The following is a 22,652-nucleotide window of genomic DNA, read 5'->3' as shown; positions in this document are numbered from 1 at the left end:
GTCAGACCATTCCGCCGGCGACGGCCGGGAGGATCGTGACGCTGTCGCCGTCGGCCAGCTTGGTGGAGATGCCGTCGAGGAAGCGGACGTCCTCGTCGTTGAGATAGACGTTCACGAACCGGCGCAGCTCCGCGGAGTCGTCGACCAGGCGGGCGCGGATGCCGGTGTGCCGGGTGTCCAGGTCGGTGAAGAGGTCGGCGAGGGTCTCGCCGCTGCCCGCGACGGCCTTCTCGCCGTCGGTGTAGGTGCGCAGGATGGTCGGGATGCGGACCTCGATGGCCATGGAAGTGCTCCTGTCGGAGTGGGTGACGGGCGGGTGCGGTGCGTCCGGGTGCGGGCGGCACGGTGGCCGTACGGCGTTCCGGGGGCGTCGGGGACGCGGGAGGTGCGGGGTGCCGGGGCGGCGCGCGCCGCGGGGACCGGTGTGGGCCGGGTCAGGCGGCGGCGCAGCGCGGACAGATGGCGCTGGACAGGCGGCACAGATCGATGTGCAGCCGTGCGGCTCCGCAGCCGAAGGCGCCCAGCAGGGCAGATGCGGAGCGACGTATGGCGAGCGGAGCGAGCAGCAGCATGCCCGGCCTCTTCTCGCTCACGTCGTGGTCAACCATGCGGTCATCGTATCGATTCCCGGTCCGGGTATTGGAACCTCGTCCCATGATGCGGACGGTCGGTGTACGGCAGGTGGGACGCGATCACCGCCGCCTCAGGAGTACGCCGCTACGACCTCGACGTCTTCCTCGGTGACCTGACCTTCGACGATCCGGAACGAGCGGAACTGGAAGGGGCCGGCGTCGTCGGTGTCCGCGGTGGATACCAGGACATAGTGGGCACCGGGCTCGTTGGCGTACGAGATGTCGGTGCGCGAGGGGTAGGCCTCGGTGGCGGTGTGCGAGTGGTAGATGATCACCGGCTCCTCGTCCCGGTCGTCCATCTCGCGGTAGAGCCGGAGCAGGTCGGCGGAGTCGAACTCGTAGAAGGTGGGTGAGCGGGCGGCATTGAGCATCGGGACGAACCGCTCGGGGCGCCCACTGCCGGCCGGGCCCGCGACCACGCCGCAGGCCTCGTCGGGGTGGTCCTTGCGGGAGTGCTCGACGATCTGGTCGTAGAGGGCTTTGGTGAGGGTCAGCATGGCGCCAAGAATAAGCAGAAGGGCCCGTACGTACCGAAGAGTGGTACGTACGGGCCCGCATGCTGGACAGAGCCAGGTCAGTCCTGCTTCGCCGGGACGGCGGCCGCCGCCTCCCGGCGCTTGATGGCCAGGTAGCCGACGGTCAGGATGACCGCCCACACCGGGGCCGCGTAGAGCGAGATCCGGGCGTCCGGGTCGACCCCCATCATCACGATGACCATGCCGATGAAGGCCAGCGCGAAGATCGAGGTGTACGGGGCGCCGGGCGCCTTGAACTCGGACTGCGGCAGTTCGCCGCGGTTCGCCTTGGCGCGGTAGCGGAGCTGGGAGAGCAGGATGACGATCCAGGCCCACATACCGGAAATGGTGGCGAAGGAGACGACGTAGTTGAACGCCTCGCCGGGCCACTGGTAGTTGATCCAGACCCCGGCCAGCATCATCGCGACCGAGACGCCGGTGCCCCAGGTGGGCAGGCCGTTCTTGCTGAGCCTGGTGAAGAGCTTCGGGCCCTGGCCGTTGAGCGCGAGGTCGCGCAGCATCCGGCCGGTGGAGTACATGCCGGAGTTGGCCGAGGAGAGCGCCGCGGTCAGCACGACGAAGTTGACGATGCCGGCGCCGGCCGGCAGGCCGATCTCCTGGAAGGCGCGGACGAACGGACTGACGCCAGGCTCGAAGACCGTCCAGCTGACGACGGACAGGATGATGATGAGCGCACCGATGTAGAAGAGGCCGATCCGCCACGGCACGGTGTTGATCGCCTGGGGCAGGACCTTCTTCGGGTTGGTGGCCTCGCCCGCGGTGACGCCGACGAGTTCGACGGCGAGGAAGGCGAACATCACGATCTGCAGGGTCATCAGCGTGCCGCCGATTCCCTTGGGGAAGAACCCGCCGTGCGACCACAGAAGCGTGAAGGAGGCGGTGTCACCGGCGTCGGAGAAGCCGAGGATGATGACGCCGAGACCGATCAGGATCATGCCGATGATCGCGGTGACCTTGACCATCGAGAACCAGAATTCCAGCTCACCGAAGATTTTTACGGAGATCAGGTTGATACCGAAGAGCGCGACGGTGAAGACCAGCGCCGAGGCCCATTGCGGTATGCCTTTGTTCCAGTACTGGATATAGGTGGCCGCGGCGGTCACTTCCGTGATGCCGGTGACGACCCAGAAGAGCCAGTACGTCCAGCCGGTCACAAAGCCGATGAACGGGCCGAGGAATTCACGGCCGTACTCGGAGAAGGAGCCGGAAACGGGCCGGTACATGAGCAGTTCGCCCAGGGCCCGCATGATGAAGAAGATGACCAGACCGACGATCGCGTAGGCCAGGATGATGCTCGGCCCGGCTTTGGAGATCGCCTTGCCCGCTCCGAGGAACAGGCCGGTACCGATGGCGCCACCAATGGCGATCATCTGGATCTGGCGGTTTCCCAGACCCCGCTGGTAGCCCTCTTCGGGAGCCTTCCCAGCGGCCTCATTGCCGTCGTGTTGCTTGCCGACCTGCACAGAGGTCATGAGTGGTGCGCCTTTCTCCATACCGACCCGGCATGTCCGGATCGGGTCCCGATCCCCCCGGATGGAGTTCCTGTACGCCGACGGTCGGCCGGCTAGCGCTCCCGCGGCGACAGGGGTGGCGTCACGCGCGGCAGGTCGTGAACATTTATCACGGCCGTACGGAGATCAACTAGTGTGGGCGTGCCCCAGCTCACATAAAAATCCGGACAAAAGCCAAGAGGGGCGGCAAGACGCACGACCCCGGTGACGCGATCGTTATCCGGATTTGAGCATCCGCTGAGCGAACATCAAGGGAACTCCGACGGAACCGGAGTGAGATGTTCCGCAAAAACCGACCGGGCCGAATGCCCGGACCTCCCGCGGATTCAGCCCATCATCGACTCGACGAGTGTCTCCTGCAGGCCGCCGAGCCAGAGGTACGCCATCACCATCGGCTTGCGCGGGTCGGTGTCGGGCAGCCTCAGCAGTTCGCCGCCGTCCTCCTCGTCCGTGACCTCCAGACGGGTACCGATGGCGAGCCGGAGGTCGTTGAGGGCGCCGAGCCACTGGCGGCACTCGTCGGGCTTCAGGCGCAGCACCGCCCCCTGGTCGATGCCGGGACTCAGCGCGTCCAGCGCACGGACCAGCCCGAGAGCGTCCTCGCGCTTGCGGGCGCGCAGGTCGTTCTCGGTGTAGCGGCGGAATTCGGCGGCCGCGGCGCGTACGTCGTCGTCGGGAACGAGGTCGGGGCCGCCGTACGCGTCGGGGAAGAGGCGGGCCAGGACCGGGTCGGCGGGCGGTTCACTGGGGCCGTCGTTGAAGATCGAGGCGAGCAGGTCGCCGTCCTCGTCGTTCTCCTCCCCCGGGCCGATCAGCTCCATCAGCTGTACGGCGAGGCTGCGCAGGATGGAGATCTCGACCTCGTCGAGGGCGACGGCGGCGCCGCCGTCGGGCAGGGGCTCGAAGTGGCCGGCCATCAGCGGTCCTGCTGAAGGGTCGCCCACAGGCCGTAGCCGTGCATGGCCTGCACGTCGCGCTCCATTTCCTCGCGGCTGCCGCTGGAGACGATCGCGCGGCCCTTGTGGTGGACGTCGAGCATCAGCTGATGGGCCTTGTCCTTGGAGTAGCCGAAGTACGACTGGAAGACGTAACTGACATAGCTCATGAGGTTCACGGGGTCGTTGTGAACCATCGTCACCCATGGAACATCGGGTTCGGGAACCTCGAACGGTGCCTCGCTCGACTCAGGACGCTCGATCTCCACTGGGACACTCACACGCCCCATGCTGCCACCCGGGGGCGGGCAGCGCACAAACGCCCCTCGCGCGGGTCGTGTCGGGGCATCCGGACCGGAAATCGTCAAAGTGACGAGTAATGGGGGTAGCATCGCTCCCATGAACACAGCAGACCTGGGGCTGCCGGTGGCCGTGCCGTCGACTGCGCTCTTCACCGATCAGTACGAACTCACCATGCTGCAGGCCGCGTTGCGCTCCGCGACCGCGGACCGGCGCTCCGTCTTCGAGGTCTTCACCCGCCGGCTCCCCGAGGGCCGCCGCTACGGCGTGGTCGCCGGCACCGGACGGGTCCTGGACGCGGTGGAGAACTTCCGCTTCGACTCGACCATCCTCGACTTCCTGCGCGACCGCGGCATCCTCGACGAGCCGACGCTGGAATGGCTGGCCGACTACCGCTTCCGCGGGGACATCTGGGGCTACCCGGAGGGCGAGGTCTACTTCCCCGGCTCGCCCCTCATCCGGGTCGAGGGCACCTTCGCCGAGGCGGTGGTGTTGGAGACGGTGATCCTCTCGATCCTCAACCACGACTCGGCGGTGGCCGCGGCGGCGTCCCGGATGTCGGTGGCGGCCGGCGGCCGACCGCTGATGGAGATGGGCGCCCGGCGCACCCACGAGTTGTCGGCGGTGGCCGCGTCGCGCGCCGCGTACCTGGGCGGCTTCCACTCCACCTCCGACCTGGCGGCCGGCTTCCGCTACAACATCCCCACCGTCGGCACCAGCGCACACGCCTTCACCCTGCTGCACGACACCGAGCGGGACGCCTTCACCGCCCAGGTCGAAACGCTGGGCGGCGGCACCACGCTGCTGGTGGACACCTTCGACGTCACCGAGGCGGTCCGCACGGCCGTGGAGGTGGCGGGGCCCGGCCTCGGCGCCGTACGGATCGACTCCGGGGACCTGCTGCTGGTCGCCCACCGGGTGCGGCAGCAGCTGGACGAGCTGGGCGCCAAGAAGACGAAGATCGTGGTGACCAGCGACCTGGACGAGTACGCCATCGCCTCGCTGGCCGCCGCCCCGGTGGACGCGTACGGCGTCGGCACCCAGCTGGTGACCGGCAGCGGCCACCCCACCTGCTCGATGGTCTACAAGCTCGTCGCCCGCGCCGACGACAACGCGCCGGATGCGCCGCTGCGGCCGGTGGCGAAGAAGTCCTTGGGCGGCAAGACGTCCGTGGGTGGCCGCAAGTGGGCGGCCCGGCGGCTGGACGAGGACGGGGTGGCGGAGGCCGAGGTCCTCGGCACCGGACCGGTGCCGGACGACCTGGCCGACCGGCAGCTGCTGGTGCCGCTGGTGCGCGGCGGCGAGGTCGTGGCCCGCGAGCCGCTCGACGCCGCCCGCGCGCGGCACATCGCCGCCCGCGCCGGACTGCCGCTCTCCGCGAGCCAGCTCTCGCGGGGCGAGCCGGTCATCCCCACCGAGTACGTGTGAGCCCGGGCGGGGGCGGAGTACGTGTGAGCCGCGCGGGGGCGGAGTGCGTGAGCGCTGGGCGGGCCGGGCCCGGACGGGGGGAGCCGGCCGGCCGGCCGGCCCGGCCCGCCAGGGCGGGGCGCCGGGGCACGGACCAGCCGGCCGGGGGTGCGCGCCACGCCGCCCCCAGGCGTGCGGGGTGTGCGCGGCGAACTGTGGCTCGTGGGCGTCCCCGCCCCCGCCGCCTCTCCGACGGCCCCAGGCATGGACCTCCGTGCCCCTCAGGCAGCCGGCGAGGCGGGAGGAGGCGGGAGTGGGTCTCCGTGCCCCTCAGCCGCGCCCCCGTCTCCCGTCCGCCCCCCGCCTCCCCACCTGCCTCCGCGATTCCCGTCTACCTCCGCCTCCGCGATTCCCGTCTACCTCTGTCTCCCCGCCTCCCGGCTGCCTCGTGGAGCACCTCATATCTTCGGCAACGATTACTAAGAGTGATTGATTCCCGGAATGCATCACTCTCTGTAGGGATGCATTCCTCCGTGCGGGCCTCTCGTCGAGCGTCCGCGCCTCAGCGGGGTGCGGGTAGCCACTCCCGCTATCCCCATCGAGTGGCTACCCTCGGTCACACCAGCGCTCCGCGCCCCTCATCCGATTTCCAGCGGGAAGGCACGCACCATGCACCGGGCATTAATCGTCGTTGACGTGCAGAACGACTTCTGTGAGGGCGGCAGCCTCGCGGTGGCGGGAGGTGCGGATGTCGCGTCGGCCATCACCGATCTCGTGGGCCAGGCGGCCGGCGGCTGCTACCGCCATGTGGTGGCCACTCGCGATCACCACATCGACCCCGGCGACCACTTCTCCGACACTCCGGACTACGAGCACACCTGGCCGGTGCACTGCGTGGCGGGCACCGAGGGCAGCAGCTTCCATCCGAACTTCGCGCCGGCCGTCGCCTCCGGCGCCATCGACGCAGTCTTCGACAAGGGCGCCCACTCCGCCGCGTACAGCGGTTTCGAGGGCGCGGACGAGAGCGGCAGCTCGCTCGCGGACTGGCTGCGGGAGCGCGAGGTCACCGAGGTCGACGTGGTCGGCATCGCCACCGACCACTGCGTCCGCGCCACCGCGCTGGACGCGCTGCGGGCCGGGCTGCGCACCCACGTCCTGCTGGACCTGACCGCGGGGGTGGCCGCGGAGACCACCGAGCGGGCGCTGGAGGAGCTGCGCGCCGCGGGTGCGGAGCTGACCGGCAAGCCGGTGGTCGTCGGCGGCTGAGCCCGACGGACCGCGGCGGCCGGGCCCGACGGGCGGCCGGCAGGCGGCCGACCGCCCGCGGGGCGGACGGGAGGCGGGAGGCGGGGCAGGAGGCGGGAGGCAGGCCGGGATCGGCCTCCTATGGAACTTCGACCGGAAATTTGACCGGAACTTCGACCGGCCATGTGCTGTCGGCCCGCCCGCGTGGTCTGTGGCCGGCCGCCCCGTGGCGCTCGGCGCCCGTGCGCCGTGCGCGCTTCAGCCGGCCGCCCGCACCGGGGCCCGGAGCAGGGCGCGTATCGGGTGCCAGGACTCGGTGTCGTCGTCGGGAGCCTCGCGCCAGACGAGGCCGTCGGGATGGTGCAGCACGGCCGTCACCTCGTCCGGTGTCGGCGGCTCGGAATTGCCGCGCAGGTAGACGGCCCGCAGTCCGTGGTTGCGCAGCCTGGTCAGGGCGCGCTGGCGGTTTGCGGCGTGGACCAGGACCCGTACGCGGCAGTCGCAGTCGTACGGGCCCAGGCGGGCGCCGTGGGGCGGTCTGGGCAGCGAGAGGGCGACCACCACGCTTCCGCCAGGAAGCCTGATGAAGCCGCCGCCGGTCATTGTCATATCTCCCCCGTGAGACTTCGCGTCAACAAGGAACTCGTAGGACGCATCTAAACGCGAACGGCCGCCACCCGCCAAGGGGTAACGGCCGATTCGCCTCTGACCTGCGATTTTAAGTTTTACTTACCTGCGGGGCCCACCACGAGGGACACCCAGTGGCCGTTCCACGACTCCTCGGCGACCTTGATCCGGGTGTTGGTGTCAGGAACGATCACGCCGCCCGTCGGGTTCGACTTGTCGTAGTAGACGCCGTGCCGGTCGTCGAAGAGCGTCACGCCGCGCTGAGACTTGATCTTGACCCGCTTGCCGTCCTTGTGGAGCCTGAGGGCGTCCGTGCGGTGCCGGGTGAAGGTCGAGTCGTAGGACTGGAAGCGGTTGCGCATGAGCTTGCCGTCGGCCCACTTCAAGGCCGTGGGGTGTGCGTCGACGGGGAGGATCTGCCCGTAGCCGGGGTGCTTGCCGACGTTGTTGTCCGGCTGCGAGGTGTCCCACAGCCAGATCAGCACACCGTTCTGGTACGGGAAGTGCTCCACCCAGGAGGGCTTGGCCGTCGTCCAGCCGAAGTTGTACGGGCCGGCCTTGAGGGTCTTGTCGTACGAGACGTACTGGCGGTTCTCGGCGATGTAGTACTGCGGGTAGTCCTTGGTGAAGGACGCGCCGACGCGGGAGAAGCCGTTGCTGGTCCAACCGTTGTCGCCGTCCTCGGCGTTGTCGGTGAACAGCGGCTTGCCGTCGGCGACCACGCTGAGGGTGTCGGCCGTGAAGCCCTTCTGGGCCGCGCCGCCGTCGGTCTGGTAGCGGAACCGGACGTCGACCTTCTTGCCGGCATAGGCGTCGAGCGGGTAGACGAGGTCCTGGTGGGACTCGACGGTGCCGGTCAGGGCGGGCTTGTCGCCGCCGTCACGCGGGATGGCCTTGCCGTTGGCGGTGCCGTCGACCGGCGTCCAGTTGGCGCCACCGTCGGTGGAGACCTCGGCGTAGAGGTAGTCGTAGTCCTTCTCGATGTCCCACCAGCCCTTGAGGTTCAGGGACGCCTTGGACCTGCCGGTCAGGTCCACCGGCCGCGACAGGGTGTTCTTGAGGTCGTTGCCCATCCCGCTCCACCACTGCCGGGTGCCTTCCGCGGGCTTGACGATCTCCGTCGTCACGGGCTTGGCGGGCAGTTCGACGACCACCGCCTGCTTGTCGCCGGTGTTGTACTCGGCGACGCCCAGCTTGTGGACGGACTTGGTGGCGGCCTTCGCCTTGCCGTAGTTGAGCCAGCCCAGCTGGAGCTTGTCCCAGGCGCTCATGTCACCGGGCAGGTCGCCGATGGCGTTCTTGCCGGAGCCCAGCCAGGAGCCTGCCGACATCAGCGACCAGAAGTCGACGGAGGACTCCCCGGCGCCGGTGGTGTCGTACTCGTCCGGCAGGCCCAGGTCATGGCCGTATTCGTGGGCGAAGACGCCGAGTCCGCCGTTCTCCGGCTGCATGGTGTAGTCGCCGACCCAGATGCCGGTGTCGCCGATCTGGGTGCCGCCCGCCTTGTTGCTGCCGGGGCCGGTCCGGCCGGCGTCGGAGCCGTAGGCGTACCAGCGGTGGGCCCAGATGGCGTTGGTCTTCTGGACGCCGCCGCCCGCGGACTCGTCCTCGCCGGCGTGCACGATCTGGAAGTGGTCGATGTAGCCGTCGGGCTCGTTGAAGTTGCCGTCGCCGTCGTGGTCGTAGCGGTCCCACAGGTCGTACTTGGCCAGGTCGGTCTTGATCTGGGCGTCGGTGCGGCCCTTGGACTTCTGGTCCTTGGCCCACTGGTTGACGCCGTCGCGGATCAGGTCCCAGGCGTTGGCGCAGTTGGTCTGGCCGCAGTAGTTGGAGCCGTAGCGGGCCTCGTTGGAGTCGACCTTGACCCAGTCGGAGACCTCGCCCGCGACGGAGTAGCGGCCCGAGGACTGCTTCTCGTAGTACTTGGCCAGGGACTGCTTCTTCTTGTCGTGCGAGAAGTAGAGGTCCTGGAAGTGCCGCTGGTCGAAGTCCTTCTGCCAGGCCGTGCTGTTGTCCTTCTTGCGGTCCGGCTCGGCTATCCGGTTGTGCGCGGGTCCGGGGTCGCCGCCGTACTTCTTGACCGGCGGCTGGGGGCCGTCGCCGTCCGGGTCGAACATCGTGGTGTCGTCGACCTTGTCGCCGAAGTCGACGAGGATCGTGAAGATCTTGTCGGTCTTCTGGCGGGCCATTTCCACGTACTTGCCGGAGTCCAGCTTGACGATCTGCGACCCGCCACGCTCGGTGGGGCGTGCGTCTCCGGAGATGACCTGTTCGAGCGCCTCTTTGCGGCGGGTTGCCTGGCGGTCGCTGAACGGGCCCTTGAGGTCGTGGTCGACGGCCCGTTCCGGGGCCGGGTCATGGCTCTTCGCGACGGGCGGCGGCCCCTGGGTGTCGGCCGTGGCGATTCCCGAAGACAGAGCGGCCGCCCCGATCGCGGCGATTGCCGTGGCCAGGGCGGCCGGTCTGAACACCCTTCTGTGGTGTCTCACTTGGCGCTGTCCTCCCCTTCGAGCGGTCACTGTTCGACGGCATTCGACCGGAAGCGCGGTGAAAAAGACAGATCTTGACTTTGACATGTTCAGGGAAGTACGTTACTCGGCCCGCGAGTTACGGCTATCGGACACCGGACGGCGGAGCCACACGGCCGTACGGGGAGCGGTTCGCATCATCCTTCATCTCTCCTCTGATCGCCGATGCATATGCCGCTTTGGCATGCGCCCCCGCCCCAACAGGCCGTGCGCCCCACGTTGTTCCTCGTCGTACGGATCCCGGCAGGCACCGTGCGCCCCCTGTGCACCGGGACCGTGGGTTAGGTCACGCTTACCTGGCGTTCCGCTCGGGCAGTAAGGACCGTAGGCTCGTTTGATGGCGCGCCCTTGACCCTGCTCCCGCTGCCGACCCTTCCGAGGACGGATTCCGCCATGCCTCGTCCGACCGCCACACAGCTCGTCTACGGTTCGGCCACCGTCTTTCTCTCCACGCTCGCGATGCTGCTGCTCTCACAGACGCAGACCGGGATCGGGGTCGCGGTCATCGCCCTCGCCGGGCTCGGGCTCGGGCTGCTGGTCGCCATGACGGCTCCGATGCCGGGGCTGCCTCGGGCGGTGCGCCGGCGTGCCGTACGGGCCACGTCGCCGTCCGCGCCCGCTCCGTTGCGTGCCGTACCGGCGTCGGCCGAGGCCCGGGTGCGCGAACACTCGCGCTGAGCCACCGGGTTCATCAGGCCGTCGAGACGACCACCGTCTTGGCGGCCTTGTCGTGCAGGCACTGCTGATACGGCTTGTCCCAGGTGCACCACAGGACGTTGACCAGCCAGAAGACGAAGCCGCAGCACGGCACGATCTCCGGCAGCGTGTAGACCGCGGCCCGGATCCAGCCCGCCTGGCCGGCCGGGATCGCGCCGTTCGAGAGCATCGCGACCCGGATCTTCATCGCCATCTTGCCGACGGTCTGGCCCCGGCTGGTGAGCATCAGCCCCTCGTAGAGGAGATACGCCAGCATGGTCACGCCGGAGACGGTCGCCTGCTTGCTGGTCTCGACGCTGCTGGTGCTGGTGTAGTTCACCCAGCCGACGATCGCGTTCATGATCAGGGTGACCGGGACGCCGATGATGATCGCGTCGATGATCCGCGCGACGAGCCGGCGGCCGCGGTTCGCCAGTGGCGGCATCCCCGCCAGCGGATCGGCCGCGCCGTACTGCCCGCCGTAGGGGTTGTCGGCGTAGGGGTTGTCGGCGTAGGGGCCGCCACCGTACGGCTGCTCGGAACCCGGGCCGGCGCCCTGGCCGCCCGTGCCGTCCTGGCGGGGCGCGCCGTTGTAGGGGCCGCCGCCGTCCGGTGGCGGGGGTGGGTTCTTGCGGAACGGATCGTTCTCCGGCGGTTCACCGGAGGCGGGGCCGGGAGGCTGATCGCTGCTCATGGCCCGAGTCGACCGCCTCGGGCGGCCCCCCGCATCCGGCGAAGTCCGTTCGGGGGGTGAGGGGGCCTCGGACGGGCCACGGGGCGCGTCCGTTCGCCGGACACGCCCCCGGCCCGCGGGCGGGTGAGGGGCCGTCAGTCCGAGTCGGCCGCCGTGTCCGAGGCCACGAACGTGCGGGCGAGCTTGTCGTGCCAGCACTGGCGCCACGGCTGGTCGAAGACACACCACACGGCGTTGACGATCCCGACGGCCAGGATGCCGAGCACGCTGTAGAGCAGCCAGCGCTTGACGGCCGCGCCGAGCATCGGGGTGTCGTGGCTCTCGATGTCCAGCACCCGCACCCCGCACAGCTTCTTGCCGAGGGTGCGGCCCCACTTGAGGGTCGGCAGGATCTCGTAGAGGCCACCGCCGATCAGCAGGACGGCCAGGATGACGGCGAAGACCGGGGTGGTGGTGCCGTCCAGCAGATAGACCGTCACCTGGCGGCCGGACTGCTTGGCCGCCTCCACCTTGGCGTCGATGTGGTCCGTGACGGTGCCCCACAGGGGGACGGCGACCGCGGCGGTGACGGCGCCCAGCACCACGGAGTCGATCAGCCGGGCGGCGAGGCGGCGGCCGAGGCCGGCCGGGTGCCCCTGGGCGGCCTGCGCGGCCGCGAAGAAGACGTCGGCCGTCGGCGGCTTCCACGGGATGACGCCGTCGGCGCCGGGGGCGGCACCCGCACCGGGCGCGGCGCCGCCCTGCGGCGTGAAGCCGGCGGGCGGGGCGGATGCCTGCGGGGGCCGGGCCGCCTGGCCCGGGAAGCCCTGCTGGGCGGGAACGGGGCCCTGCCCGCCGGGCTGCTGCCCGGCCGGCTGCTGGCGGCCGCCGACGGACGGCAGGGCCTGCGGGCCCGCGTCACCGGCGGCGGGCTGCCCGGCGGGCTGCCCGGCCGCGCCGCCGGGCGGCAGCCGGAACGCCATCGTCGCGTTGCCCTTGGCGGGCTCGCCCTGCTCGGGGCGTACCGCGCGGAAGGCGGTGGTGCCGTGGTCGGGGGTGGTGCCCTGGCCGGGGGTGGCCCCGCGGCCGGGCTTGACGGCGCGGATCGCGGTGGTGCCCTGGTCGGTGGCTCCGCGCCCGGCGTCCCGGTTCGGGTCGACGGCGCGGATGGCGACCGTCCCGTCGGCGGGGACCTGGGGCCGGCGGGGCGCGGGGGTGCCGGTCGCGTCGCCGGGCTCCGGGGCGGCGCGGTCGTCGCGCTGCGGCGGCACCGCGCCCCAGGAGGCCGCGCCGGAGGGGGTGCCGGGCGGTGCCTGGCCGGGCTCGGGTGAGCCCCAGGAGATCCGGGACCCGCCCTCGCCGCCGAAGCCGGCCTGCCGGGAGGCGTCGGCCTGCCAGGCGGCGGCGGGTTCGGGGCTGGTGCCGTGCAGCCGGGCCGGGTCGTCCCAGTCGGCTACGGCGGGCGCGGTCTCGCCACTGTGGCGTACGGCCGGTGTCGAGGCGCCGCCGGTGTCCTCGTCGAAGAAGACCGGGCCGGTCTCCTCGAGGGCGGACGGTGCGGGGGCCGGGGCCGCGCCGGGCGGCGGGGCGGGCATCGCCTCGCCGTCGGCCGGGGCCGGGCGGCTGGTGCCCGGCACCCATGCGGCGCCGTTCCAGTACCGGATGTAGCCGGGGATGGACGGGTCCGGGTAGAAGCCTGGCGTGGGGCTGTCGCCGGCGGATCCTGAGGTAGGGGCGCTCATGTCCGAAGTCCCGTATCTGTACTCGGCCTGTGGGTGTGGGATGCAGTCTGCCGCAACGCGGCGTCCACATCTATCAGACCCCGGGCCGCATCCGTACGGATGCCCGGCCACGAACACCTGGAAGAGGCCCGGGAAAAAAGTTGTGCGAAGTCGCGTAAGGGTCCGGCGGGTGGCGGCTCTCTCTGTGTACGGGCCCGTCACGGGCGCGTACACAGAGAGCGAAGGAAAGGCGGACGCGATGCACACCGTGGTGGAGCGAGAACTCGAACTGGGCCTGGTCCTGTCACCGGAGCACAGCATTCCGGTCCCGGCCCGGCTGACGTACCGGACGGAGGACCCCTATGCCGTCCATGTCGCGTTTCATATCGGTTCGGACTCCCCCGTCCACTGGACGTTCGCCCGCGAACTGCTCATCGAGGGGGTGTTCCGGCCGTGCGGCGAGGGGGACGTGCGGGTGTGGCCGACGAAGCTGGACGGCCGCAGCCTGGTCTGCATGGCGCTGACCTCGCCGGACGGCGACGCGTTGCTGGAGGCGCCGGCGTCGGCGGTCTCGGCCTGGCTGGAGCGGACGCTGCGGGTGGTGCCGCCGGGGTCGGAGCAGGGGCATCTGGGCATCGACAAAGGGCTGAGCGATCTGCTGGCGCTGGCGCCGCGCGACGAGACGGGGGGCGGCGGTCCCCGGGTGCCGGACGACTTTCCCGAGGCCGGGGCGTAGGGGTGCGGTGGGCGGATGGGGCGTCAGCCCCGGTACGCCTCCAGGAGCCGCAGCCACACCTCGCTGATCGTCGGGTAGGACGGCACCGCGTGCCACAGTCGCTCGATGGGCACCTCGCCCACGATCGCGACCGTTGCCGAGTGCAGCAGTTCGGCGACGCCGGGGCCCACGAAGGTGGCGCCGAGGAGGACGTCACGGTCCAGGTCGACGATCATGCGGGCGCGGCCGCGGTAGCCGTCGGCGTAGAGGAACGCCCCGGCGACCTCGCCCAGGTTCTGGTCGACGACGCGGATGCGGTGGCCGGCGCGTTCGGCCTCGGCGGCGGTCAGGCCGACCGAGGCGGCCTCGGGGTCGCTGAAGACGACCTGGGGGACGGCGGCGGTGTCGGCGGTGGCGGCGTGTGCGCCCCAGCGGTCGGTGGCCAGGATGGGGACCTGCCGGGCGCGGGCGGCGATCGCGGCGCCGGCGATGCGGGCCTGGTACTTGCCCTGGTGGGTGAGGAGGGCGCGGTGGTTGACGTCGCCGACGCCGTAGAGCCAGTCGCCGGGCACCGCGGTCACCTTGCAGGTGTCGTCGACCGGGAGCCAGGAGCCGGGTTCCAGGCCGACGGTCTCCAGGCCGAGGTCGTCGGTGCGGGGGGCGCGGCCGGTGGCGATGAGCAGTTCGTCGGCGACGATCTCGTCGCCGGAGTCGAGGGCGACGGTCACCGGGCCGCCGGGCGCCTCCCGGCGCACCTCGGCGACCTCGACGCCGGTGCGCAGGAACACGCCGGCCTCGGCGAGGGATTCGGCGACGAGGTGTCCGGCGAAGGGCTCCATCCGGGGCAGCAGTCCGTCGCCGCGGACGAGGAGGGTGACCGAGGCGCCCAGGGCGCGCCAGGCGGTGGCCATTTCGACGCCGACGACGCCGCCGCCGACGACGACGAGGCGGCCCGGCACGGTCTTGGCGCTGGTGGCGTCCCGGCTGGTCCAGGGCTTGGCGGCGGCCAGGCCGGGGACGGTGGGGAGCACCGCGCGGCTGCCGGTGCAGACCGCGACGGCGTGCCGGGCGGTGAGCGTCCGGCCGTCGACGGAGATCCGGCGGGGTCCGGCGAGTCGGCCGTGGCCGCGGACGAGTTCGATGCCGGCCGAGTCCAGCCAGCGCACCTGGCCGTCGTCCTTCCAGTAGGAGGCGACGGCGTCGCGGTGGGCGAGGACGGTGGGGGCGTCGAGCGGGCCGGCCGCTGCGTCGGCGAGGCCGGGGGCGCGCCGCGCCTCGGAGCGGGCGGTGACGGGGCGTAGCAGGGCCTTGCTGGGCATGCAGGCCCAGTAGGAGCATTCGCCGCCGACCAGTTCGCTCTCCACGATGGCCACGCTCAGTCCGGCGGCGTGTGCGCGGTCGGCGACGTTCTCGCCGGTGGGTCCGGCGCCCAGCACCAGGACGTCGTGGGTGGCCTCGGCGGTCTCGGTGGCGTGGTTCGCTTCGGTCGCAGCCATCGGCGCTCGCTCCCTGGTCGGCATCGGGTGGGCAGGGGGCCCTTCCGGACATCCTGGTCCCGGGGCGCGCTCAACGCATCCGGCGGTCGACCGCCTCCTTGGCCTCGGCGAGTCCGGCGCCGGTCAGTTCGCGGTACATCTTGATCGCCTGGATCTTCCTGCCCGCCACGAGCAGCCCGTCGAGTTCGGCCATACGGGGGTCCTCGGGCTCTTCCGCGCCGATGTGGGCCAGGAGACGGTCCACCTTCTGCTCCAGGCGTGCCAGGCGGCGCTCCAGTGGCTTGGAGCGGCGGTCCACGGAGGACGCGAGTACGCCGACGGCGAGCACGACGAGCGCTATGGAGGTGAGTGTGGTGTCCATGCCGGGAAGCCTACTGATCTTCTCGCGACGGGTGCGCGGACGGGGAACTCCCCGTCCTGGGCGGCGGTGACGAGGGGTGTCGGGCCGGCGAGGAGGCTCTGCCGCGGGTCACTGGAACACCTTGCCCGGGTTGAGGATGCCCAGCGGGTCGAAGACGTCCTTGATGCCGCGGTGCAACTCCAGCCCGACCGGGCCCAGTTCGCGGGCCAGCCAGTCCCTCTTGAGGACGCCGACGCCGTGTTCGCCGGTGATGGTGCCGCCGAGGGAGAGGCCCAGGGCCATGATCTCGTCGAAGGATTCGCGGGCGCGGCGCTCCTCGTCCGCGTCGGCGGGGTCGAAGCAGACCAGGGGGTGGGTGTTGCCGTCCCCGGCGTGTGCGCAGACGCCGATGGTCAGGTCGTACTTCTCGGCGATGACGGTGGTGCCTTCGAGCATGGCGGCGAGCTGGGAGCGGGGGACGCAGACGTCGTCGATGAGCATGGCGGGCTTGATCCGTTCCAGGGCCGTGAAGGTCAGCCGCCGGGCGTGGAGGAGCAGGTCGGACTCGGTGGCGTCCTCGGCGGGCACGACCTGGGTGGCTCCGGCCTCCTCGCACAGCGCGCCGACGGCGGCGAGGTCGGCGGTGGGGTCGGGGGTGTCGAAGGCGGCGAGGAGGAGGGCTTCGGTGGTCTCGGGCAGGCCCATCCGGGCCAGGGCGTTGACGGCGCGGATGCTGGTGCGGTCCATCAGTTCCAGGAGCGAGGGGGCGTGGCCGCGGGCCATGATCTCGCAGACGGCCCGGCCGGCCGCGGCCACGGAGGCGAACTCCGCGACGAGGGCGAGCTGCTGGGGCGGGTTGGGCTTGAGGGCGAGGGTGGCGCGTACGACGACGCCGAGGCTGCCCTCGGAGCCCACGAAGAGGCGGGTGAGGTCGTAGCCGGCCACGCCCTTGGCGGTGCGGCGGCCGGTCGTCAGGAGGCGGCCGTCGGCGAGGACGACGTCCAGGCCGAGGACGTATTCGGCGGTGACGCCGTACTTCACGCAGCACAGGCCGCCGGCCGCGGTGCCGATGTTGCCGCCGATGGTGCACATCTCCCAGCTGGAGGGGTCCGGCGGGTAGTAGAGGCCGTGTTCGTTGACGGCGCGGGAGAGGACGGCGTTGATGACGCCGGGCTCGACGACCGCGAGCCGGTCGACGGGGTTGATCTCCAGGATGCGGTCCATCTTGACCAGGGAGAGGACGATGCAGCCGTCGGTGGCGTTGGCGGCGCCCGACACTCCCGTCCGCGCTCCTTGCGGGACGACGGGGACCCGTAGCCCGGTCGCCGTGCGCATGACGTGCTGGACCTGTTCGACGGTGCGCGGCAGCACGACGACGGCGGGCGTGCCGGCCTCGCAGAAGTTGGCCATGTCGTTGGCGTAGGCGCCGGTGACGTCGGGGTCGGTGAGCACGGCGTCCGCGGGCAGGCCGGCGCGCAGTCGTGTCGTGAGCTCCGTGAGGTCCATACGGTCAGCGTCGCATCCGTGGGCCGTACACGGAAGATCGCGGAGGCCGGTGAAGGGCCGCGGGCGGGCCGGTGTGCGGGCGGTGGGGTCGCCGGGGCCGCGGCAGGGCGGGTGGGGCCCTGGGCGGCCCCGACGGGCCCGTGGTGTCTCAGAGGTTGCCGCGGCGCTCCTGCTCGCGCTCGATGGCCTCGAAGAGGGCCTTGAAGTTGCCCTTGCCGAAGCCCATGGAGCCGTGGCGTTCGATCATCTCGAAGAAGACGGTCGGGCGGTCCTGGACCGGCTTGGTGAAGATCTGGAGCAGGTAGCCGTCCTCGTCGCGGTCGACGAGGATCTTCAGCTCGCGCAGCGTCTCGATGGGCACCCGGGTCTCGCCCGCCCATTCGCCGAGGGTGTCGTAGTACGAGTCGGGGGTGTCGAGGAACTGGACGCCGGCCGCGCGCATGGCGCGCACCGAGGCGACGATGTCGTTGGTCGCCAGGGCGATGTGCTGGACGCCGGGGCCGCCGTAGAACTCCAGGTACTCGTCGATCTGGGACTTCTTCTTGGCGATGGCCGGCTCGTTGAGCGGGAACTTCACCTTGCGGGTGCCGTCGGCGACGACCTTCGACATCAGGGCGGAGTATTCGGTGGCGATGTCGTCGCCGACGAACTCCTTCATGTTGGTGAAGCCCATGACGTTGTTGTAGAAGGCGACCCACTCGTTCATCTTGCCGAGTTCGACGTTGCCGACGCAGTGGTCGATGGCCTGGAAGCGGCGCCGGCCCGGTTCGACGATCGGGTCGGCGCTGACGAAGCCGGGCAGGTAGGGGCCGGCGTAGCCGGTGCGCTCGACGAGGGTGTGGCGGGTCTGGCCGTAGGTGGCGATGACGGCGCGGACGACGGTGCCGTGCTCGTCCTTGGTCTCGTAGGGCTCGGTCAGGCCGGTGGCGCCGTGCTCGAGGGCGTAGGCGTAGGCGGCGTGGGCGTCGGGGACCTCGATGGCGAGGTCGATGACGCCGTCGCCGTGTGCGGCGACGTGGTCGGCGAGGAAGCGGCCCCAGTCGGTGGTCGGCTTGACGACGGAGGTGAACACGAAGCGGGCGCCGCCGGATTCGAGGACGTAGCTGGCGGTCTCGCGGCTGCCGGTCTCCGGTCCGCGGTAGGCGACGCGGGTCATGCCGAAGGCGGTGGAGTAGTAGTGGGCGGCCTGCTTGGCATTGCCCACGGCGAAGACGACCGCGTCCATCCCCTTGACCGGGAAGGGGTCCGCCTGCCGGGCCGTGCCGGGGGTGGTGGGCTGGGTGTGCATCGTGGTGTCTGCCATGGCGGCAGAGTCCCTCCGATCCACAAGGTGCGCAATAGTTTCCGTATCCACTGGGCATTACGTATAGCGGTAGGGCGGTTTCGCCGGGCTATCTGTACATGATGACCATTGAATTCGGAGGATGCGGCGATGGCGATCGATCATTTGGACGGCGCGCTGCTGGAACTGCTGGCGCGCGAGCCGCGGATCGGCGTACTGGAGGCGTCGCGGCGGCTGGGAGTGGCGCGCGGGACGGTGCAGGCACGCCTGGACCGGCTTCAGTCGAATGGCGTGATCAGGGGTTTCGGACCCGATGTGGACCCGGCGGCGCTCGGCTATCCGGTGACCGCCTTCGCGACCCTGGAGATCAAACAGGGGCAAGGAAGCGCCATCCGCGCCCATTTGGCGACCGTTCCCGAAGTGCTGGAACTGCATACAACGACGGGACATGGGGACATGCTGTGCAGGCTGGTCGCGCGCTCCAACGCAGATCTGCAGCGTGTGATCGACCGTGTCGTGGGTTTTGATGGCATTGTGCGGGCGTCAACGGCGATCGTCATGGAAAATCCGGTTCCGTTGCGCATCATCCCCCTGGTGAAGCAAGCATCGGGGGACTGACCGAGGAGATCGCCGAGTGAGCTTCTGGGAGTACGTCGGCACCCGGCACGCCCAGCTGCTGACGGATACGTATCAGCACGCCAGCGCGGTCTTCCAGTGCATGGTGCTCGCCACCCTGCTGGGAGTGCTCATCGGCGTCGTGACGTACCGCAGCGAATGGGCGGGCAGCCTCGCCACCACATCGACCGCCACCATCCTGACGATTCCCTCGCTGGCCCTGATCGGTCTGCTGATCCCGATCGTGGGCCTCGGCGTCCCCCCGACGGTCATCGCCCTGACCCTGTACGGGCTGCTGCCGGTGGTGCGGAACGCCATCGTCGGGCTGCGCGGGGTGGATCCGGCGCTGGTCGACGCGGCCAAGGGCATCGGGATGTCGCGGATCGCCCGGCTGCTGCGCGTGGAACTGCCGCTGGCCTGGCCGCCGATCCTGACCGGCATCCGGGTGGCGACCCAGATGCTGATGGGGATCGCCGCCATCGCCGCCTTCGCCTCCGGGCCCGGCCTGGGCAACGAGATCTTCCGCGGCATCGCCTCGCTGGGCAGCGCCAACTCACTCAACCAGGTGCTCTCCGGCACCGTCGGGATCGTCATCCTCGCTCTCCTCTTCGACGCCGCGTACGTCCTGATCGGACGTCTGACCATCTCCAGGGGGATCCGTGCCTGAGCCGTCCGGGACCAGCACCGAGAGCACCGCGCAAGCGTCCGAGACCACCGGCGCGAGCATCCGGCTGGAGAACCTGACGAAGATCTATCCGGGCAGCCCCGGACCCGCGGTCGACAACGTCAACATGGAGATCAAGGCCGGCGAGATCGTGATCTTCGTCGGCCCTTCCGGCTGCGGCAAGTCCACCACCCTGAAGATGATCAACCGGCTGATCGAGCCGAGCTCCGGGCGGATCCGGATCGGCGACGAGGACGTCACCGACATCGACCCGGTCAGACTGCGCCGCAAGGTCGGCTACGCCATCCAGGCCTCCGGCCTCTTCCCGCACATGACGGTCGCCCAGAACATCGCGCTGGTACCGAAGATGATCGGCTGGTCCAGGTCGAGGACCAAGAACCGGGTGGCGGAGATGCTCGACCTCGTCGGCCTGGACCCGGGCGAGTTCCACGACCGCTACCCCCGGCAGCTCTCCGGCGGCCAGCAGCAGCGCGTCGGCGTCGCCCGCGCGCTCGCCGCCGACCCGCCCGTCCTGCTGATGGACGAGCCGTTCGGCGCCGTCGACCCGATCACCCGCGACCACCTGCAGGACGAGCTGATCCGGCTTCAGCACGAGCTCCACAAGACCATCTGCTTCGTCACCCACGACTTCGACGAGGCCATCAAGATCGGCGACCGCATCGCGGTGCTGCGCGAGCACTCGCACATCGCGCAGTTCGACACCCCCGAAGCCATCCTCACCAACCCCGCCGACGACTTCGTCTCCGGGTTCGTCGGCGCCGGCGCCGCCCTCAAGCGGCTCAATCTCACCCGCGTACGGGACGTCGGCGTGGTCGACTTCCCGACCGCGGGCATCGACGACCCCCTCCAGGACATCTTCGACCTGCTGCGCTCCGGCTCCACCAACGAAGTCCTGCTGCTCGACCGCAACCGCCGCCCGTACAAATGGCTGCGCCGCAGCGACCTCGCGCGCGCCAAGGGATCGCTGGCGCGCGCCGGGACGCTGGTGACCGACACGGTCACCCGCGACGCCACGCTGCGCGACGCGCTGGAGGCGGTGCTCACCGACAACGCCGGGCGGGTCCCGGTCACCGGGCGGCGCGGCGAGTACACCGGTGTGGTCGACATGGAGACGCTGATGAACAACGTCCACGAACTGCTGGAGGCGGACCGGCTGGAGGCCCTGGGCCACCAGCACGAACTCCAGGAACAGCGTCAACGCCAGACACAACTGGCCCAGGAGGGCCTGGACGGCGGTGCGGACGGCGCCACGGGGGTCAAGGCATGACCTCACGCGGCAGCGGCGGCTCGCCCGGCGGGGAGCGGCCACCGGGCGAGCACCGCGTGGACGGGCTGGCCCACCTGGACGACACCGACATGGCGGAGCGGGAGTCGGCCGCCGGCGAGACCCCGGCCCGCGCCCCGCGCCCCGGCACCCGCCGGATCAGCTGGCAGAAGTGGACCTTCATGCCGGTCTTCCTGGTGGCGGCGCTGCTCACCACCTGGCTGTGGTTCCGCGGCGCCAGGTTGGACTCCATCGCCCACCAGGCGGTGGACAACGGCAAGGTGTGGCTGGCGCTGCGCCAGCACATCCAGCTGACCGCCGTCTCCACCTTCTTCGTACTGATCATCGCGATCCCGCTGGGTATCGCGCTGACCCGCGCCAAGCTGCGCAAGGCCGCCCCCGTCGCGATGGCCTTCGCCAACCTCGGCCAGGCCATTCCCGCCCTGGGTCTGCTGATCCTGCTGGTCATCTGGCTGGGCATCGGCGCCCGCTCGGCCATCGTCGGCATGGTGATCTACGCCGTGCTGCCGGTGCTGGCCAACACCATCGCCGGGCTGCGCGGCATCGACCCGACGCTGACGGAGGCGGCCCGCGGCATCGGCATGTCCCCCATGGGCGTGCTGACCAAGGTCGAACTCCCCCTGGCCGTGCCGCTGATCCTGGCGGGCGTGCGCACCGCGCTGGTGCTGAACGTCGGCACCGCGACGCTGGCGACCTTCGGCGGGGGCGGCGGTCTGGGCGACCTGATCTCGGCGGGCATCATCACCCAGCGGATGCCCGTACTGATCCTCGGCTCGGTGCTGACCGTGGCGCTGGCGCTGCTCGTCGAATGGCTGGCCTCGCTGGTCGAACTGCTGCTGCGGCCGCGCGGCCTGGAGGGGACGAACTGATGGCGCACCGCCGAGCGACCCGACGCACCCGCCCGCGCACCACCGCCGTCGCCCTGTCCGGCCTGCTGCTCGCCGCGGCCGTCCTGAGCGGCTGCGGGCTGGTCAGCGGCAGCCCGATGTCCGACGACGTGAAGCCCGGCACGGTCGGCCGGGGCCTGCCGCTCAAGGGCGCCACCCTCACCGTGACGTCCAAGGAGTTCACCGAGAACATCGTCCTCGGCCAGATCATGGGCCTGGTCTTCAAGGCGGCCGGCGCCACCGTCATCGACAAGACCAACATCCAGGGCACCATCGGCGCCCGGGAAGCGGTCCGCACCGGCACCGCGGACGGCATGTACGAGTACACCGGTACCGGCTGGATCACCCACCTCGGCCATGTGAAGCCGATCCCCGACATCCACAAGCAGTGGGTGGCGGTGCGCGACGCGGACCGCAAGAACGGCATCGTGTGGCTGCCGCAGTCCAGCCTCAACAACACCTACGCGCTGGCACTGAACGCCGAGAACCTCAAGAAGTACCCGGTCAAGAAACTCTCGGACGTCGCGGCGCTGCTGAAGAAGAACCCCGGCGCGGTCACCTTGTGCGTGGAGAACGAATTCGCCACCCGCAACGACGGTCTGCCCGGGATGGCGAAGACGTACGGCATGAACATCCCCTCCGGCAACATCCGCAAGATGACCGGCGGCGTGGTCTACACCGAGGCCGCGCAGGGCAAGTCCTGCACCTTCGGCGAGGTCTTCACCACCGACGGCCGGATCAAGGTCATGGGCCTGAAGGTCCTCGCCGACGACAAGCACTTCTTCCCGAACTACAACGCGGCGCCCGAGATGAACGCCGCGACGATGAAGAAGTACCCGCAGATCGCGCCGCTGCTGGCGCCGGTCACCAGGGCACTGAACAACCGCGTCGCCCAGGAGCTCAACCGCAAGGTGGACGTGGACGGCCAGGACCCGCACGACGTCGCCAGGGACTGGCTGGTCAAGGAGGGGTTCATCAAGGTCGGATGACGGCGGTTCCGCTTCGTCACCGCCGCCTTTCCGCCGCCTTT

At 70.5% G+C, this 22,652-nt stretch carries 23 protein-coding genes; 9 read left to right on the top strand and 14 right to left on the bottom strand.

The window, feature by feature from the left end; translation table 11 throughout:
* Position 1 precedes the first annotated feature (1 nt).
* From ACGFML_RS09840 to clpS, 6 genes are all read right to left on the bottom strand, one after another.
* Positions 2-283, bottom strand: a complete 282-nt coding sequence (locus tag ACGFML_RS09840; protein ID WP_393541865.1) for a MoaD/ThiS family protein — start codon at positions 281-283, stop codon at positions 2-4.
* A 151-nt stretch (positions 284-434) separates the two neighbouring features.
* A complete protein-coding gene (locus ACGFML_RS09835) occupies positions 435-608 on the bottom strand; it encodes a putative leader peptide (protein ID WP_393541863.1) in 174 nt (57 codons plus the stop codon).
* A gap of 95 nt (positions 609-703) precedes the next feature.
* Positions 704-1,129 (bottom strand): Mov34/MPN/PAD-1 family protein, encoded by a 426-nt coding sequence (locus ACGFML_RS09830; RefSeq protein ID WP_393541861.1) that lies wholly within the window; start codon positions 1,127-1,129, stop codon positions 704-706.
* Positions 1,130-1,206: 77 nt separating this feature from the next.
* Positions 1,207-2,640: an amino acid permease gene (locus ACGFML_RS09825; RefSeq protein ID WP_393541860.1), complete on the bottom strand. Its 1,434-nt coding sequence runs from the start codon at positions 2,638-2,640 to the stop codon at positions 1,207-1,209.
* A gap of 365 nt (positions 2,641-3,005) precedes the next feature.
* Positions 3,006-3,596: a DUF2017 domain-containing protein gene (locus ACGFML_RS09820; RefSeq protein ID WP_393541858.1), complete on the bottom strand. Its 591-nt coding sequence runs from the start codon at positions 3,594-3,596 to the stop codon at positions 3,006-3,008.
* A complete protein-coding gene (clpS, locus tag ACGFML_RS09815; RefSeq protein WP_393541857.1) occupies positions 3,596-3,904 on the bottom strand; it encodes an ATP-dependent Clp protease adapter ClpS in 309 nt (102 codons plus the stop codon). Before clpS ends, ACGFML_RS09820 begins: the two co-directional genes overlap by 1 nt.
* 109 nt (positions 3,905-4,013) lie before the next feature.
* On the opposite strand from clpS, the gene ACGFML_RS09810 reads away from it, so the two are divergent.
* Together ACGFML_RS09810 and ACGFML_RS09805 are read left to right on the top strand one after the other, a co-directional pair.
* Positions 4,014-5,342 carry a nicotinate phosphoribosyltransferase gene (locus tag ACGFML_RS09810; protein WP_393541855.1) on the top strand — a complete coding sequence of 443 codons (1,329 nt, stop codon included), beginning with the start codon at positions 4,014-4,016 and terminating at the stop codon, positions 5,340-5,342.
* A gap of 648 nt (positions 5,343-5,990) precedes the next feature.
* On the top strand, positions 5,991-6,587 hold the full coding sequence (locus tag ACGFML_RS09805) for a nicotinamidase (protein WP_393541853.1): 597 nt from the start codon (positions 5,991-5,993) through the stop codon (positions 6,585-6,587).
* Between the two features lie 237 nt (positions 6,588-6,824).
* Here the strand turns inward: ACGFML_RS09805 and ACGFML_RS09800 are convergent, their stop codons facing one another.
* Together ACGFML_RS09800 and ACGFML_RS09795 are read right to left on the bottom strand one after the other, a co-directional pair.
* Entirely contained in the window at positions 6,825-7,175 is a 351-nt protein-coding gene (locus ACGFML_RS09800; protein WP_393541852.1) for a hypothetical protein, read from the bottom strand.
* Between the two features lie 116 nt (positions 7,176-7,291).
* Positions 7,292-9,682: an immune inhibitor A domain-containing protein gene (locus tag ACGFML_RS09795; protein ID WP_393541850.1), complete on the bottom strand. Its 2,391-nt coding sequence runs from the start codon at positions 9,680-9,682 to the stop codon at positions 7,292-7,294.
* Between the two features lie 432 nt (positions 9,683-10,114).
* Here ACGFML_RS09795 and ACGFML_RS09790 point away from each other — a divergent pair, with 432 nt between their 5' ends.
* Positions 10,115-10,399: a hypothetical protein gene (locus ACGFML_RS09790; protein ID WP_393541848.1), complete on the top strand. Its 285-nt coding sequence runs from the start codon at positions 10,115-10,117 to the stop codon at positions 10,397-10,399.
* A gap of 13 nt (positions 10,400-10,412) precedes the next feature.
* Here the strand turns inward: ACGFML_RS09790 and ACGFML_RS09785 are convergent, their stop codons facing one another.
* Together ACGFML_RS09785 and ACGFML_RS09780 are read right to left on the bottom strand one after the other, a co-directional pair.
* Positions 10,413-11,111, bottom strand: a complete 699-nt coding sequence (locus ACGFML_RS09785; protein ID WP_393541846.1) for an RDD family protein — start codon at positions 11,109-11,111, stop codon at positions 10,413-10,415.
* 134 nt (positions 11,112-11,245) lie between these two features.
* Positions 11,246-12,832 (bottom strand): RDD family protein, encoded by a 1,587-nt coding sequence (locus ACGFML_RS09780; protein WP_393541844.1) that lies wholly within the window; start codon positions 12,830-12,832, stop codon positions 11,246-11,248.
* A gap of 238 nt (positions 12,833-13,070) precedes the next feature.
* Here ACGFML_RS09780 and ACGFML_RS09775 point away from each other — a divergent pair, with 238 nt between their 5' ends.
* The gene (locus ACGFML_RS09775; protein ID WP_393541842.1) at positions 13,071-13,547 is read left to right on the top strand and encodes an SsgA family sporulation/cell division regulator; all 477 of its coding nucleotides are present in this window, start codon (positions 13,071-13,073) and stop codon (positions 13,545-13,547) included.
* Positions 13,548-13,570: 23 nt separating this feature from the next.
* On the opposite strand, the gene ACGFML_RS09770 is transcribed toward ACGFML_RS09775, so the two are convergent.
* From ACGFML_RS09770 to hppD, 4 genes are all read right to left on the bottom strand, one after another.
* Positions 13,571-15,022 carry a dihydrolipoyl dehydrogenase family protein gene (locus ACGFML_RS09770; protein WP_393541840.1) on the bottom strand — a complete coding sequence of 484 codons (1,452 nt, stop codon included), beginning with the start codon at positions 15,020-15,022 and terminating at the stop codon, positions 13,571-13,573.
* A gap of 70 nt (positions 15,023-15,092) precedes the next feature.
* On the bottom strand, positions 15,093-15,383 hold the full coding sequence (locus ACGFML_RS09765) for a ribosomal protein L7/L12 (protein WP_393541838.1): 291 nt from the start codon (positions 15,381-15,383) through the stop codon (positions 15,093-15,095).
* Between the two features lie 108 nt (positions 15,384-15,491).
* Positions 15,492-16,868, bottom strand: a complete 1,377-nt coding sequence (locus tag ACGFML_RS09760) for an FAD-binding oxidoreductase (protein ID WP_393541836.1) — start codon at positions 16,866-16,868, stop codon at positions 15,492-15,494.
* 148 nt (positions 16,869-17,016) lie between these two features.
* Positions 17,017-18,171 carry a 4-hydroxyphenylpyruvate dioxygenase gene (gene hppD / locus ACGFML_RS09755; RefSeq protein ID WP_393541834.1) on the bottom strand — a complete coding sequence of 385 codons (1,155 nt, stop codon included), beginning with the start codon at positions 18,169-18,171 and terminating at the stop codon, positions 17,017-17,019.
* Between the two features lie 129 nt (positions 18,172-18,300).
* Between hppD and ACGFML_RS09750 the strand changes: the two genes are divergently transcribed.
* Genes ACGFML_RS09750 through ACGFML_RS09730 form a run of 5 tightly spaced genes read left to right on the top strand, consistent with a single transcriptional unit; the run spans position 18,301 to position 22,611 of the window.
* Entirely contained in the window at positions 18,301-18,768 is a 468-nt protein-coding gene (locus tag ACGFML_RS09750; RefSeq protein WP_393541832.1) for an Lrp/AsnC family transcriptional regulator, read from the top strand.
* 16 nt (positions 18,769-18,784) lie between these two features.
* Positions 18,785-19,432 (top strand): ABC transporter permease, encoded by a 648-nt coding sequence (locus ACGFML_RS09745; protein ID WP_393541830.1) that lies wholly within the window; start codon positions 18,785-18,787, stop codon positions 19,430-19,432.
* Positions 19,425-20,717, top strand: a complete 1,293-nt coding sequence (locus ACGFML_RS09740) for a betaine/proline/choline family ABC transporter ATP-binding protein (RefSeq protein WP_393541828.1) — start codon at positions 19,425-19,427, stop codon at positions 20,715-20,717. The genes ACGFML_RS09745 and ACGFML_RS09740 overlap by 8 nt, the downstream gene beginning before the upstream one ends.
* Positions 20,714-21,604 (top strand): ABC transporter permease, encoded by an 891-nt coding sequence (locus ACGFML_RS09735; protein WP_393541827.1) that lies wholly within the window; start codon positions 20,714-20,716, stop codon positions 21,602-21,604. Before ACGFML_RS09740 ends, ACGFML_RS09735 begins: the two co-directional genes overlap by 4 nt.
* Entirely contained in the window at positions 21,604-22,611 is a 1,008-nt protein-coding gene (locus ACGFML_RS09730) for a glycine betaine ABC transporter substrate-binding protein (RefSeq protein ID WP_393541825.1), read from the top strand. The genes ACGFML_RS09735 and ACGFML_RS09730 overlap by 1 nt, the downstream gene beginning before the upstream one ends.
* Positions 22,612-22,652: the final 41 nt, after the last annotated feature.

Source organism: Streptomyces sp. NPDC048650, from assembly GCF_043199095.1.
In the GTDB taxonomy this organism is placed as follows: domain Bacteria; phylum Actinomycetota; class Actinomycetes; order Streptomycetales; family Streptomycetaceae; genus Streptomyces.
Note: the sequence above shows the minus strand (reverse complement) of the source record. Positions and strands in the feature narration are given on the sequence as shown.

Bases quoted from the DNA above. Each gene is read 5' to 3' on its own strand.
- ACGFML_RS09840 (WP_393541865.1), bottom strand. From the start codon at position 283: ATGGCCATCGAGGTCCGCATCCCGACCATCCTGCGCACCTACACCGAC.
- ACGFML_RS09835 (WP_393541863.1), bottom strand. From the start codon at position 608: ATGGTTGACCACGACGTGAGCGAGAAGAGGCCGGGCATGCTGCTGCTC.
- ACGFML_RS09830 (WP_393541861.1), bottom strand. From the start codon at position 1,129: ATGCTGACCCTCACCAAAGCCCTCTACGACCAGATCGTCGAGCACTCC.
- ACGFML_RS09825 (WP_393541860.1), bottom strand. From the start codon at position 2,640: ATGACCTCTGTGCAGGTCGGCAAGCAACACGACGGCAATGAGGCCGCT.
- ACGFML_RS09820 (WP_393541858.1), bottom strand. From the start codon at position 3,596: ATGGCCGGCCACTTCGAGCCCCTGCCCGACGGCGGCGCCGCCGTCGCC.
- clpS (WP_393541857.1), bottom strand. From the start codon at position 3,904: ATGGGGCGTGTGAGTGTCCCAGTGGAGATCGAGCGTCCTGAGTCGAGC.
- ACGFML_RS09810 (WP_393541855.1), top strand. From the start codon at position 4,014: ATGAACACAGCAGACCTGGGGCTGCCGGTGGCCGTGCCGTCGACTGCG.
- ACGFML_RS09805 (WP_393541853.1), top strand. From the start codon at position 5,991: ATGCACCGGGCATTAATCGTCGTTGACGTGCAGAACGACTTCTGTGAG.
- ACGFML_RS09800 (WP_393541852.1), bottom strand. From the start codon at position 7,175: ATGACAATGACCGGCGGCGGCTTCATCAGGCTTCCTGGCGGAAGCGTG.
- ACGFML_RS09790 (WP_393541848.1), top strand. From the start codon at position 10,115: ATGCCTCGTCCGACCGCCACACAGCTCGTCTACGGTTCGGCCACCGTC.
- ACGFML_RS09785 (WP_393541846.1), bottom strand. From the start codon at position 11,111: ATGAGCAGCGATCAGCCTCCCGGCCCCGCCTCCGGTGAACCGCCGGAG.
- ACGFML_RS09780 (WP_393541844.1), bottom strand. From the start codon at position 12,832: ATGAGCGCCCCTACCTCAGGATCCGCCGGCGACAGCCCCACGCCAGGC.
- ACGFML_RS09775 (WP_393541842.1), top strand. From the start codon at position 13,071: ATGCACACCGTGGTGGAGCGAGAACTCGAACTGGGCCTGGTCCTGTCA.
- ACGFML_RS09770 (WP_393541840.1), bottom strand. From the start codon at position 15,022: ATGGCTGCGACCGAAGCGAACCACGCCACCGAGACCGCCGAGGCCACC.
- ACGFML_RS09765 (WP_393541838.1), bottom strand. From the start codon at position 15,383: ATGGACACCACACTCACCTCCATAGCGCTCGTCGTGCTCGCCGTCGGC.
- ACGFML_RS09760 (WP_393541836.1), bottom strand. From the start codon at position 16,868: ATGGACCTCACGGAGCTCACGACACGACTGCGCGCCGGCCTGCCCGCG.
- hppD (WP_393541834.1), bottom strand. From the start codon at position 18,171: ATGGCAGACACCACGATGCACACCCAGCCCACCACCCCCGGCACGGCC.
- ACGFML_RS09750 (WP_393541832.1), top strand. From the start codon at position 18,301: ATGGCGATCGATCATTTGGACGGCGCGCTGCTGGAACTGCTGGCGCGC.
- ACGFML_RS09735 (WP_393541827.1), top strand. From the start codon at position 20,714: ATGACCTCACGCGGCAGCGGCGGCTCGCCCGGCGGGGAGCGGCCACCG.
- ACGFML_RS09730 (WP_393541825.1), top strand. From the start codon at position 21,604: ATGGCGCACCGCCGAGCGACCCGACGCACCCGCCCGCGCACCACCGCC.